General features: G+C 69.7%; 10 protein-coding genes and 1 riboswitch. Of the genes, 6 read left to right on the top strand and 4 right to left on the bottom strand.

Annotated elements, in window-relative coordinates:
- Positions 1-58: 58 nt before the first annotated feature.
- The gene (locus ABZ078_RS06625; RefSeq protein WP_356572256.1) at positions 59-661 is read right to left on the bottom strand and encodes a Uma2 family endonuclease; all 603 of its coding nucleotides are present in this window, start codon (positions 659-661) and stop codon (positions 59-61) included.
- A gap of 201 nt (positions 662-862) precedes the next feature.
- Here ABZ078_RS06625 and recQ point away from each other — a divergent pair, with 201 nt between their 5' ends.
- Complete coding sequence (gene recQ, locus ABZ078_RS06620; RefSeq protein WP_356572476.1) at positions 863-2,893, top strand: DNA helicase RecQ; 2,031 nt, start codon at positions 863-865, stop codon at positions 2,891-2,893.
- An 88-nt stretch (positions 2,894-2,981) separates the two neighbouring features.
- Here the strand turns inward: recQ and ABZ078_RS06615 are convergent, their stop codons facing one another.
- Positions 2,982-3,920, bottom strand: coding sequence for a M56 family metallopeptidase (locus ABZ078_RS06615; protein ID WP_356572254.1), 939 nt, complete (start codon positions 3,918-3,920; stop codon positions 2,982-2,984).
- A 156-nt stretch (positions 3,921-4,076) separates the two neighbouring features.
- The gene (fahA, locus tag ABZ078_RS06610) at positions 4,077-5,297 is read right to left on the bottom strand and encodes a fumarylacetoacetase (RefSeq protein ID WP_356572252.1); all 1,221 of its coding nucleotides are present in this window, start codon (positions 5,295-5,297) and stop codon (positions 4,077-4,079) included.
- Between the two features lie 469 nt (positions 5,298-5,766).
- Between fahA and ABZ078_RS06605 the strand changes: the two genes are divergently transcribed.
- Positions 5,767-6,597, top strand: coding sequence for an HAD family hydrolase (locus ABZ078_RS06605; protein WP_356572250.1), 831 nt, complete (start codon positions 5,767-5,769; stop codon positions 6,595-6,597).
- Between the two features lie 34 nt (positions 6,598-6,631).
- Here ABZ078_RS06605 and ABZ078_RS06600 read toward each other — a convergent pair whose 3' ends face one another.
- A complete protein-coding gene (locus tag ABZ078_RS06600; protein WP_356572248.1) occupies positions 6,632-7,405 on the bottom strand; it encodes a transglycosylase SLT domain-containing protein in 774 nt (257 codons plus the stop codon).
- Positions 7,406-7,410: 5 nt separating this feature from the next.
- Positions 7,411-7,585: riboswitch (cyclic di-AMP (ydaO/yuaA leader) on the bottom strand.
- A gap of 952 nt (positions 7,586-8,537) precedes the next feature.
- On the opposite strand from ABZ078_RS06600, the gene ABZ078_RS06595 reads away from it, so the two are divergent.
- The 4 genes from ABZ078_RS06595 to ABZ078_RS06580 all read left to right on the top strand — a co-directional run bounded on the left by ABZ078_RS06595 (position 8,538) and on the right by ABZ078_RS06580 (position 12,818).
- Positions 8,538-9,548: a polyprenyl synthetase family protein gene (locus ABZ078_RS06595; protein WP_356572246.1), complete on the top strand. Its 1,011-nt coding sequence runs from the start codon at positions 8,538-8,540 to the stop codon at positions 9,546-9,548.
- A 298-nt stretch (positions 9,549-9,846) separates the two neighbouring features.
- Positions 9,847-9,969: a hypothetical protein gene (locus ABZ078_RS06590; RefSeq protein ID WP_356572244.1), complete on the top strand. Its 123-nt coding sequence runs from the start codon at positions 9,847-9,849 to the stop codon at positions 9,967-9,969.
- Positions 9,970-10,295: 326 nt separating this feature from the next.
- A complete protein-coding gene (locus ABZ078_RS06585) occupies positions 10,296-11,603 on the top strand; it encodes a DUF2092 domain-containing protein (RefSeq protein WP_356572243.1) in 1,308 nt (435 codons plus the stop codon).
- Positions 11,604-11,654: 51 nt separating this feature from the next.
- Positions 11,655-12,818 carry an ABC transporter ATP-binding protein gene (locus ABZ078_RS06580; protein ID WP_356572241.1) on the top strand — a complete coding sequence of 388 codons (1,164 nt, stop codon included), beginning with the start codon at positions 11,655-11,657 and terminating at the stop codon, positions 12,816-12,818.
- Positions 12,819-12,853 lie beyond the last annotated feature (35 nt).

Genomic DNA, 12,853 nt, shown 5'->3' with positions numbered 1-12,853 from the left:
CGGCAGCGGCCCGGCTTCCCTCCGAGGGGAGCCGGGCCGCTGTGATGTGCCGGTGCGGCTACTGGTCCTTGTCGCGGTGTGTCTTGATCTGGGTGAGGTCCAGGTCGATCGGAAAGGGAGCATCCAGCTTCATCCGCTCACGGAAGATCCCCACGCTCGTGTACGCGCGGGTGGTGGGCTCCAGCTCGAAGGCGTGCACCGCCGCGCGGCCCTTCTCGTTCTCCACCCTCCAGTAATGGGAGATCTTCGCGCGGGCGTACTTCAGCGGCTTGGTCTCGCGGTCCCGGGACACGGAGTCGGCCGAGACGACTTCGATGGCCAGGAGGACCGCCTCCGCCGGGAACCGCGTCTGCTCCGAGTCCTCCACGACGTCCCCGCGCACGACGATCACATCCGGCTCGGGCCGGTTCTGCCGGTCGATGTCGATGGTGAACTCGCGGATGACCTCGAACTCCGCCGGGGCCAGTGACTGGAGCTGCCACTTGAAGAAGTCAACAGCGCGTTCGTGAAAGAGGGTCTGCGGACTGACGAAGACCAGGCTCCCGTCGATCAGTTCCGTGTGCGGAGGAAGATTCGGGAGGCGGTCCAGATCGTCGGCGGTCCAGCCGCCTTCCGGCGGGGTCGGCCAAGCGGGCGTGGACGCCTTCGGTGCGACGCTCATCAGCGCTCCCATGGGACGTGAGTCTCGCCGGTGCCTTCAGACTATCGGGCGGAAACGGGCAGGTCTCCCGCGAACGTGTGATCGGTGATCGTGTCCTTGACGCAGACCGGTCGGGGCGGCCTGTGGATAACTCCGGTGCTGTCGGTGGCGGCGCCTATCGTGGACGCAGTGGTCGAGGGACGACGTACGGGGGACACGACGATGGGTGCGACGGGCGGGATCAGCGAGATGCCAAGGGTGACCGAGGTGGCGGAGGCTGCCGGGAGTGAGGCGCTGGCCGCGCTGCACCGGGTCTTCGGGTACGAGACCTTCCGCGGTGAACAGGAAGCCGTCATCGAGCATGTGGTGGCGGGCGGCGACGCCGTCGTGCTCATGCCGACCGGCGGCGGAAAGTCGCTGTGCTATCAGGTTCCGTCCCTGGTCAGACCCGGTACGGGAGTGGTCGTCTCCCCGCTCATCGCGCTCATGCAGGACCAGGTCGACGCGCTGCGGGCGCTGGGCGTGCGCGCCGGGTTCATGAACTCCACGCAGGACTTCGACGAGCGGCGTGTGGTGGAGGCGGAGTTCCTGGCGGGCGAGCTGGACCTGCTCTACCTCGCCCCGGAGCGGCTGCGCCTCGACGCGACCCTCGACCTGCTCTCACGCGGCAAGATCGCGGTCTTCGCCATCGACGAGGCGCACTGCGTGTCCCAGTGGGGCCACGACTTCCGCCCCGACTACCTGGCCCTCTCGCTGCTCGGCGAGCGCTGGCCGGACGTGCCGCGCATCGCGCTCACGGCGACGGCCACACGCGCGACGCACCAGGAGATCACCCAGCGCCTGAACATGCCGGGCGCCCGGCACTTCGTGGCGAGCTTCGACCGGCCCAACATCCAGTACCGGATCGTGCCGAAGGCGGACCCGAAGAAGCAGCTGCTGAACTTCCTGCGCGAGGAGCACGCGGGCGACGCGGGCATCGTGTACTGCCTGTCGCGCAAGTCCGTGGAGGCGACGGCCGAGTTCCTGACGCGCAACGGCATCGAGGCGGTGCCGTACCACGCGGGTCTGGACGCGGGCACGCGCGCTGCCCACCAGTCCCGGTTCCTGCGGGAGGACGGCCTGGTCGTGGTGGCCACCATCGCCTTCGGGATGGGCATCGACAAGCCGGACGTGCGGTTCGTCGCCCACCTCGACCTGCCCAAGTCGGTCGAGGGCTACTACCAGGAGACGGGCCGCGCCGGCCGCGACGGGCTCCCCTCCACGGCCTGGATGGCCTACGGCCTCAACGACGTCATCCAGCAGCGCAAGCTGATCCAGTCGGGCGAGGGCGACGAGGCGTTCCGGCGCCGGGCCGCCGCGCACCTGGACGCGATGCTGGCGCTGTGCGAGACAGCCCAGTGCCGGCGCGGTCAGCTGCTCGCCTACTTCGGCCAGGACCCCGATCCGACGGGCTGCGGCAACTGCGACACCTGCCTGACCCCGCCGGAGACCTGGGACGGCACGATCGCGGCGCAGAAGGTGCTGTCGACGGTGGTGCGGTTGCAGCGGGAGCGGGGGCAGAAGTTCGGGGCGGTGCAGATCGTCGACATTCTGCTGGGGCGGCGCACCGGCAAGGTGATCCAGTTCGACCACGACCAGCTGTCCGTGTTCGGGATCGGCGAGGAGCTGGGCGAGGGCGAATGGCGGGGCGTCATCCGGCAGTTGCTGGCGCAGGGACTGCTCGCGGTCGAGGGGGAGTACGGCACGCTCGTGCTGACGGAGACCAGTGGCTCGGTGCTGCGGCGGGAGCGGGAGGTGCCGCTGCGGAAGGAGCCGAAGAAGCCGGTGACCTCGCGGTCGGCGTCGGGGTCCGGCTCCGCGGGCTCGGGGCGCGCGGAGCGCAAGTCGAAGGCGGCGGTGGCCGAGCTGCCGGAGGAGCTGGTACCGGCCTTCGAGGCGCTGCGGGCCTGGCGTGCCGAGCAGGCTCGGGAGCAGGGGGTCCCGGCGTATGTGATCTTCCATGACGCGACGTTGCGGGAGATCGTGACGGTGTGGCCTCAGTCGGTGCGCGAGCTCGGCGGCGTCAGCGGAGTGGGGGAGAAGAAGCTGGCGACATATGGGGAGGGAGTGCTCGGGGTACTGGGCTCGGTGCGTGGGGAGCCTGGCGCCGGGGTGACTTCGAGGGCGACTGCTGAGACGGACCCCGATACGGATTCCGGCTCGGACGACTGGCCCGAGATGGAGGCGGAGCCGGAGCCGGAGGACTGGGTTTAGGGGGCGGGACCTCGAAGCCGTCCCGGGAGGCCCCCACGAAGACGAGGCGCTGCAGGGGTGGCCCCCTGCACGACGGTCAGGTCAGCGGTCAGGTCAGCGCGGTCAGTCCCGGCGCGAACGTGATCAGCAGGGGGAGCAGCGGCACCAGTGCGGCCAGCGTCGTGGTGAGGGCCCGGTGGCGGCGGCCCAGTCGCGGCGGGGGCTGCAGGAGGCGGTTGACGCGTTCGCCCAGGAGACGGTGGGTGGAGGCGCAGGAGAGAACGCCACGGTGTTGGTTGAGCTCGATCAGAGCCAGGGCCGTCGTCAGGTGACCGCAGCGGCGGGACGCGGTGTCGTCGGCGGCCAGCTCGACCAGGCGGTGGGTCTGGTCACAGAAGTGGGCGAACAACGGGATGCGGGGGAAGCCGGTGGCAAGCGCGGTGGAGAGGTGCAGCAGCCAGTCGTGGCGGGCTTGGGCGTGGCCACGTTCGTGGGTGAGGACGGCGTCCAGCTGGTGGTCGGTCAGGCGGTGCAGGGCGCCCGTGGTGACGATCAGCTGGGGCGGGTTGCCGGGCATCCACCAGGCGTCCGGGTACTCGTCCTCCAGCACCAGCAGCGGACCACGTGCCGAGCCCAGGCCGGCGGGCAGGTCGGGGGCGCGTTCCCGCAGATGGGCCCTGGCCTGGCCGCGCCGTCGACGCGCCTCGACGAGCTCGCGGACCAGCATCGCTGTCGTCCAGGCGGCACCGCAGGCCAGCAGCAGGCTGAGGGCGGCCGCCCAGGCGGGCGCGGCCGAGAGGTCGTACGCCTCGGTGACCGACGGGGGCGCCGGGGCGAACAGCTGGGCGCGCACCGTGCCGAAGACGGCGGCGGTGCCCAGGGCCAGGGCCGTCAGGCAGCACAGCAGGACGGTGGCGACCAGGCACTGCCACACCCAGAGCGCGACCACGGGTTCGCGTTCGGGCCAGGTGGCCCGGGTCAGCGCTCGTGGGACGGGTACGGCGGCCGTCAGGGCGACGATGCTCAGCAGGAGCAGGCAGACGGTCATGCCGGGGGCTCCGGATCCTGGTCAGGGAAGGTGCGCGGGCGGCTGTGCGGGGCGGTGGGCCGCGGACACCGGCTGCGGCACGCTTCCCACCGCCAGCCAGTATGACGGTGACCATCGCGGGAGTCAGGAGAAAAGACCCGCCGAATGTCCTGTGCGTCACCCCGCCACGATCTGCCCCGTGACCTCGCCCAGCCCCACCCGAACCCCACCCGGCCCCGGAGCCCAGGCGGACAGGGTCACCACGTCGCCGTCCTCCAGGAACGTCCGCTTGCCGTCCGGGAGTTCAAGGGGGTCCCGGCCGTTCCAGGTCAGCTCCAGCAGCGACCCGCGCTCGCGTTCCGTCGGGCCGCTGACCGTGCCCGAACCGTACAGGTCGCCCGTGCGGAGGGAGGCGCCGTTCACGGTCATGTGGGCGAGTTGCTGGGCGGCGGTCCAGTACATGGTGGAGAAGGGAGGTTCGGAGACCACGTGGCCGTTGACGGCCACCGAGATACGCAGGTCGTAACCGCCGCGTCCCGTCTCGGAGCCGGAGTCGTCGAGGTACGGCAGCAGAGGGTGCGTGCGCTTCGGGGGTGCCACCCGCGCCTCTTCCAGGGCGTCGAGCGGGGTGACCCACGCCGACACCGACGTGGCGAAGGACTTGCTGAGGAACGGGCCGAGGGGGACGTACTCCCAGGCCTGGATGTCACGTGCCGACCAGTCGTTGAGCAGGCACACGCCGAAGACGTGCTCCCGGAAATCGCCCAGTGCCACCGGCTTGCCCGTCTCCGACGGTGCGCCGACCACGAAGCCGACCTCGGCCTCGATGTCCAGGCGGACCGACGGGCCGAAGACCGGGGCCGGGTCGGCGGGTGCCTTGCGCTGGCCTGACGGTCGTACGACGTCCGTGCCGGAGACCACCACCGTGCCCGAGCGGCCGTGGTAACCGATCGGCATGTGCTTCCAGTTGGGGACCAGGGAGTCCGGCGCGTCGGGGCGGAAGATCTGGCCGACGTTCCGGGCGTGGTTCTCGGAGGCGTAGAAGTCGACGTAGTCCGCGACCTGGAAGGGGAGGTGCAGGGCGACCGAGGACAGTGGATGGAAGAGGTCAGCGATGGCCTCCTGGTGCGCCGGCACCGTCACCCACGCCGTCAGGGCGCGCCGTACGTCCGACCAGGTGGTGCGGCCCGCGGCGAGCAGCGGGTTCAGGGAGTCCTGGGCGAGCAGGGGGGCGTACGGCGAGCCGAGCGCGTAGGCCGCCCTGCCCGCGTCGAGGACCTGGTCGCCGAGCCGGACGCCGACCCGGCGCGCGGAGTCCGAGCCGGGGAGGGAGAAGACGCCGTACGGAAGGTTGTGCGTGCCGAAGGGGTCGCCCTCGGGGAGATCGAAGGGGGGCATGGGGTGCTGCCTCACTCTCATCCGCTCCGTATGCCATGTGGTCGGGCCACACGTTACGGGTGAGTCGCCCGTCTTGGGCAGTGCGAATTCCCGCGTCGCCGAGTGGGCGAATCACCAGGTCGCCGCGGACCGCGCGGGGCGTCGAGGGATCATCGGCCGAAGGCAGCACCATGCGGGCACGGATGACCAACCCGGCGTACGTCCTTCCGAACGCATTCAAGGGAACCGGCACCCTTCCTCATGATCTTCCTCACCAACATGTTCAACCGCGTCAACACCCCGTCAGGAGCCGGCGACCACCACGTGGGGGTGAAATCGCAAGAAAAGGAAGGAAGTTGTCGTGTCGGAACAGAACCGGAAACGGAACGGGAAGCGGCGGCGCAACCGGAACAGGTGTCAACACATGTGAACACAGCAGCCGTCCGGTTCGCGTCGAGTCGATGGGGCGTCCTGTCCGTATTCTCTGATCATGGCCGCACCTATCGCATATTCACTCATCGCCACTGACCTCGACGGGACCCTGCTCCGAGGCGACGACACGCTCTCGGACCGGTCCATCGACGCGCTCGCGCTGGTGGCGGCGGCCGGTGCCCAGCACCTCGTCGTGACGGGACGGCCGGCGCCCAGAGTGCGGCCGCTCCTCGACGTCCTGGGCAGCGCGGGCCTGGCGGTGTGCGGGCAGGGCGCGCAGTTGTACGACGCCGGCGCGGACCGCCTGCTGTGGTCCATCACCCTGGACCGGGAGTTGGCCGAGACCGCGCTCGGCAAGATCGAGGCCGAGGTGGGGCAGGTGTACGCGGCCGTCGACCAGGACGGCGTCGACGGGCTCACACTCATCGAACCCGGATACCTGATGCCCCACCCCACCCTGCCGGCCGTACGGGTCCGGCACCGCGACGACCTGTGGTGCGAGCCGATCAGCAAGGTGCTGCTGCGCCATCCGACCCTCTCGGACGACGAGTTGGCGGCGACTGCGCGCGCGGTGGTCGGTTCTCTCGCCACCGTCACCATGTCGGGGCCCGGGACCGTCGAACTCCAGCCATGCGGCATCACCAAGGCGACCGGTCTCGCGCTCGCCGCCGACCATCTCGGCCTCGGCGCGCACGAGACCGTCGCCTTCGGTGACATGCCCAACGACATCCCCATGTTCGACTGGGCCGCCCACGGTGTCGCCATGGCCAACGCGCACCCCGAACTCAAGGCGGTCGCCGACGAGATCACCCTCTCGAACGAGGACGACGGCATCGCCGTCGTCCTCGAGAGACTGTTCGCGGGCAGCCTGGCCGACTTCGCTCAGTAGGGGCCGGTCCGAGCCCGGACGGCCCGTTCCTCGTCTAGTAGGGGCCGTTCACGTTGTCGATCGAGCCGTACCGCGCGGCCGCGTAGTTGCACGCGGCCGTGATGTTCGCGACCGGGTCGAAGGGGTCGTACACCGTGCCCGGCACGTGGTACGCCGCGAAGGTCGGGTCGATGACCTGGAGGAGCCCCTTGGAGGGGGTGCCCGCCACGGCGTTGGAGTCCCAGTTGTTGATGGCGGCCGGGTTGCCGGACGACTCGCGCATGATGTTGCGGTAAATGCCGTCGTACGAACCGGGAATTCCCTTTTGCGCCATGATGTCCAGCGCCTCGCGAATCCAGCCGTCGAGCGTGTTCGGGTACGTCTTCGCGGAAGCCTGGGTGGCGCGAGCGACGCTGGACTTCTTGGCGGGCGCGGACGCCTTGTCGGCCGTCTTGCTCGGTGTGCTCGGCGTCTTCGTGGCCCGCACCTTCAGGTCGAGGCCCGGGTGGATCAGCCGGGGGTTGTCGCCGATGGCCTCGCGGTTGTCCTTGTAGAGCTGTCGCCAGCCGCCCTGCGCGTCGTACCTGTCCGCGATGCCGTAGAGCGTGTCGCCCTTTTTCGTCGTATACGTGAGGGACTTGGCCTTCGCCGCGGACGGCGCGGACTGCGGTGCGGTCTGCAGGGCGGCGGGCGCCTTTGCCGGTTGTGCGGCGTTGGCGTTGGTCGCGCTCAGGAGCGGGAGGGCGAGAGCGGCGGTGCCGGTTCCGGCTGCGACGACGCGTCGGGTGAGCGGGTTGGTGCGGGGGCGGCGGTGCTTGCCTCGGGGCATGACGCTGTTCCTCTCCGGCGCCTACGAGGTGAGCTGTCGGGTTCGGGCGGGAGATGCCCGGCCGCGTCGCCATGCGACGGCGCGACTTCACCCCTAGCCGGTCCCGTGCGCCATCGAGGCGTCGGGTCCGGCGACTTACCTGGGTCCCCCGCTCCTGCCGTGCGTGAGTGAGTACGTCGGTGGCTGGTTCGGGCGGCGGCAGGATTCGGCGTCCGCCCGACTGAGCGGGAACGTATGCGAGAGCACATGTCCGAAACAAGTGCCATGGTCATCTGTCATGCGGGTTGAACATGGTCGGGTGCGTATAAGGCGCTTGATCCTTTGCGGTCGCCAAGTCTCAACTTGCGTTTGCCGCAAGGAGAGCCGGGGGTGTGCGTGGCCAGGTGGATGGCGGTGCGTGCGTGACTCAACTCACTGGCATCCACAGAAGTGGCAAAACGGGCAATGACTCCAACTCGCCTTTAATTGCCCGCCCATGAAGTCCGTTTTTCCCGTGTCCAGCGGAAAAGGGGGTCTTCGTTCTGACTTCGGGTGGCGCGGTCGGATGGGCCAGTCCTGCCTCAATGTCCAGCTCGTCTGGCTCACTTCGCGCTCGAAACAGTGCCCGGCGCGGACGGAACCTCGGATGCGGTGCCCGTCGTTGTCATGGCAATCGTCCGTGGGTGTGTCCTGCTGTGGGTACCCGAGGGGCGCTGGTACGGGGTCGCCCCGTCGGAGTCGTCGTAGGGGAGGGGGGTGTGCGGATGCGCGTGAGGGTGGATCCCGTCAAGGTGGTGGGCCCCGAGCGCCGTGCGGTGCGGTCGGCGCGCCGCTGTCGCCCAGGCGGCCCAGCCGGCCCAGGCTGCGGAGGTGGCGGACGTGGCGGCAGTGCTCCAAGGCGGCATGTCCATGGCAAGGTCGGGCCTCGGCTGCCTGGTTCGGACTCGGGTGGCTACTTACCTATAAGTAGATAGATGTCCGGCCTTATCAGGTGATCAGAAACATACGGCTCCTGATCCGATACAGCCCGTGGTGGACGGGTGGGCGGCATCGGTGATCGAAACGTGACCGGATACGCTGACTTGAGTGATGGCAGCGACCTATCGACAAACCGTGTAACCGCCAGTAGACACCAGCAGACAGGAGACCCCTCGTGACCGTCGTCGGGCCGTTCGGGCTGAGCGTGCGGGACCAGGCTCTGGAAGCCGATGTCCAGGCCGGAATGGCGGCTGTCGAGGAGGGACTGCTCGAAGCCACCAAAAGTGAGGTCCCCTTCATCACCGAGGCCGCCCAGCATCTGGTGCGGGCGGGCGGAAAGCGGTTCCGGCCGTTGCTCGTGATGCTCACCGCCCAGTTCGGCGATCCTTATGCGCCGGGGGTCGTGCCGTCGGCGGTGGTCGTGGAGCTGACTCATCTGGCGACGCTGTACCACGACGACGTGATGGACGAGGCCACGGTGCGGCGGGGTGTCGACAGCGCGAACACCCGCTGGGGGAACTCCGTCGCCGTTCTGACCGGGGACTTCCTGTTCGCGCGCGCCTCGCACATCCTGGCCGACCTCGGGCCCGAGGCGGTGCGGGTGCAGGCCGAGGCGTTCGAGCGGCTGGTCACGGGGCAGATCCTGGAGACGGCGGGGCCGCAGGACGGGCGGGATCCGGTCGAGCACTACCTGGATGTACTGAGCGGGAAGACCGGGTCGCTGGTGGCGGTGTCGTGCCGGTTCGGGGCGATGATGTCGGGCGCCGACGAGACGGTCGTCGATGTGCTGACCCAGTACGGGGAGCGGCTCGGGGTCGCCTTCCAGCTGGCGGATGACGTGCTGGACATCGCGAGCGACTCCCATGAGTCCGGCAAGACGCCCGGTACGGATCTTCGGGAGGGGATTCCGACCCTGCCGGTCCTGCGGCTGCGGGAGCGGGCCGAGCGGCTGGGGCTGGCGGAGGACGTCGCGCTGTGCGAGCTGCTGGACTCCGACCTCAGTGACGACGCGCGGCATGCGGAGGCTCTGGCCGCGTTGCGGGAGCACCCGGCGCTGGAGCAGGCACGGCGGGACACGGTGCGGTATGCGGAGGAGGCGCGGGCCGCGTTGGCTCCGTTGCCGGATGTGGATGCCAAGGCCGCGCTGATGGAGTTGTGCGACGCCGTGGTGCATCGGGCGGGGTAGGGGGCTCGCCCCCCGGCGACCTTGCCCGGTCCTGCCAGTCCTTGCCCGGTCCTGCCAGTCCTTGCCCGGTCCTGCCAGTCCTTGCCAGTCCTGCCAGTCCTTGCCAGCTCTGCCAGTCCCTGCCCGGTCCCCCTGAAGGGGGTCCGTCCCTTCGCCCTCGCCAGTGGCTGCCGCCCCTGGACCCACGCGTCGGGGCCGGCCCGGAAGCGGCTGTCGATGTGTGTGACTCGCCACGTGTCTGGATTCAGTGCACATTGGGGCCGCATCGAAGACGCGGCCTGAAGGCCACTCAGCCCGGTTGACGCCACACACGGCCTGCTCGTCGGCACCGCACGAGATCGTGCGGCTGAACACCGTCGGCGGCGTCGCCCCGACCGGCTCCGGCACGGCACGGCACCACCTCCTGGGCCTGCAGGGCTGACGGGCTTGCGCGAGCGGCTGATCGGCTTCGGGAAACGTCTGATCCGCGCGGTGGCGTGGCGTGCATCGCGGCGTCTTCCCCGCCGACCCCTACGGGTTGGGGGAGACCCAGCCTTCGTGTGTCATACCGCAGGTGTACGCGGAGTTGGCTCCGAAGGTTGACGAATCTCCCTGGCCGATTTGGTCAGATGGAAACCACGGACATCACCACTCCTCACCGATTCGGGTGAGAATGGCGGCTCAGGGGTGGACCAGCGCGGGGTCGTAAGACTCTCGGGCGGGGAGAAGAGACGGGCAGCCGCCGCCGACGACGGAGGTAAGGCACACATGGCACCGTACGCATCCGACGACAGTACGACCGCCGACGAGGTCGACGACTTGCGCGCAGGGCGGCGCAAGGCCGCGCGGTACATCGTTCCCGTCACCGTCGTGGGAGTCGCGGCGGCGACCATCGGGCTGGTCCCGGCGATCGCCGACTCCGGCGACCCGGACCTGCCGAAGATCACCGCGCAGCAACTCATCGAGAAAATCGCGAAGTCGGACGTACAGCGGTTGTCCGGCACCGTGAAGATCAGCACCGATCTGGGCCTGCCCGACCTCGGTGGCCTGGAGTCGAGCCTCACCTCCGGCGCCATGGGGTCGGGGTCCGGTGACGGATCGTCCGCCGACCCCTCGGCCAAGCTCACCGAGCTCGTCTCCGGCACGCACACGCTGCGTGTCGCCGTCGACGGGCCGGATCGGCAGAAGCTCTCCCTGCTGGAGAACGCCTCGGAGTACAGCCTCATCCACAACGGCAAGGACGTCTGGGGCTACGACAGCAAGTCGAACGAGGTCTTCCACGGCACCGCCGACGAGCCCCAGGCTCACAAGGAGCACTCGGAGCGGTTCGAGCGGTCGCAAGAGGTCCCGGCCACGCCCAAGGACCTCACCGAGGAGGCCCTGAAGGCGGTCGACGACACCACGTCCGTCACCGTCGACGGCACCGCCCAGGTCGCGGGTCGCGACGCGTACCGGCTGCTCATCAAGCCGAAGCAGTCCGGGACCACGGTCGGCGCGATAACTGTCGCCGTGGACGCCAAGACGGGAATGCCGCTGAAGTTCACGCTGACCCCGTCGAGCGGCGGTTCGGCAGTGGTCGACGCGGGCTTCACCCAGGTCAGCTTCGCCAAGCCGGCCGCCTCCACCTTTGACTTCACCCCGCCCAAGGGCGCCAAGGTCACCGAGGAGAGCGATCTGGAAGGGGCGGGCGGTGAGCACGGCGCCCCGAAGTCCGAGGACGAGTTCCGCAAGGAGTTCGGCAAAGAGTTCGGCAAGGAGTTCGGCAAGGAGTTCGGCGGCTCGAAGGCCGAGGGCAAGCCCGGCAAGGCGTCCGACGGCCCTGAGGTCATCGGCGAGGGCTGGAACTCCGTGGCCGTCTTCGACACCGGTGGCGAGGGCGTTCCCTCCGGCGCCGAGGTCGGCGGCGACATGGGTGGCTTCCTCGACTCCCTGGGCGACAAGGTCAGCGGCAAGTTCGGTTCGGGCACGGTCTTCAAGACCCGGCTGATCAACGCCCTGATCACAGACGACGGCAAGGTCTACGTGGGTGCGGTCGACAAGAACGCGCTCGTGAAGGCGGCCGACTCGAGTAAGTGACTCGGGCTGATCGCCGTACGCGCGCCATGAACCGAGGAGCCTGAGGAGCCGATGGAGGAACTGCCCGCTGCGGAGACCGACGAGGTCGATCGGGCCGGCCATGGCCACGAGGCCGACGAGGCCGACGAGGCCGAGCGGATCGCTCCGGCCGCGCAGGCCCCGTCGATCGCTGAGGCCCAGCAGGCCGAGCAGGCTCATCGGATCGCTCGGGCCGAGCAGGTCGGTCAGGTCGGTCAGGTCGGTCAGGTCGTTCAGGTCGAGCAAGGCGACCAGGGCGCCGACCTCGGCGCGGTGATCGCCACTCGCGGGCTCACCAAGCGCTACCGCGGCGGGCAGCTCGCCGTGGACGGTCTTGATCTGACCGTCCCGGCGGGCAGTGTCTTCGGCTTCCTCGGGCCGAACGGCTCCGGCAAGACCACCACCATCCGCATGCTGATGGGCCTCATCGAGCCGACCTCGGGTACCGCGCGTCTGCTCGGGCAGCCCATGCCCCGAGCCGCTCGCGCCGTACTGCCACACGTCGGCGCGCTCATCGAGGGACCCGCCCTGTACGGCTTCCTCTCCGGCCGGGACAACCTCATCCGCTACGACTCCGCCGACCCGACCGCCGATCCGCGTACCCGGCGCGATCGGGTCGCGGCCGCGCTGGACCGGGTGGGCCTGGCGGCCGCCGCGGGCAAGAAGGCCAAGGCGTACTCGCTCGGCATGAAACAGCGTCTGGGGCTCGCGGCCGCGTTGCTCCAGCCGCGCAGACTCCTCGTCCTGGACGAGCCGACCAACGGTCTCGATCCGCAGGGCATGCGGGAAATCCGTTCGCTGATCCGCGAGTTGGCCTCCGACGGCACGACCGTCTTCCTCTCCTCCCACCTCCTCGACGAGATCGAGCAGGTGTGCACGCACGCGGCGGTGATGGCGCAGGGCAGGCTGATCACCCAGGGGGCGGTGGCGGAGCTGGCGGCCGGGATGCGCGGCCGGCTCCTCGTGACCACGCCCGACACCGCGGACGCGGCACGGGTACTGAAGGAGCAGGGCGCCGGTGATGTCGTCATCGAGGACGACAGGGTGACCGCCGAGCCACCCGACCGCGATCTCGCCGAGCTCAACGCCGCGCTGGTGGCCGCGGGCGTCCGTGTCCGCGGCTTCGGCGTCGAACGGGCCTCTCTTGAGGACGCGTTCGTGGCACTCACGGGGGAGGGGTTCGATGTCGCGGGCTGAAGCAATCCGTGAACCTGGTCCGCCGGACCGCGACT

The organism is Streptomyces sp. NPDC006385 (assembly GCF_040612485.1).
Taxonomy (GTDB): Bacteria; Actinomycetota; Actinomycetes; order Streptomycetales; family Streptomycetaceae; genus Streptomyces.
This window is presented reverse-complemented; position numbering and strand designations above follow the sequence as displayed.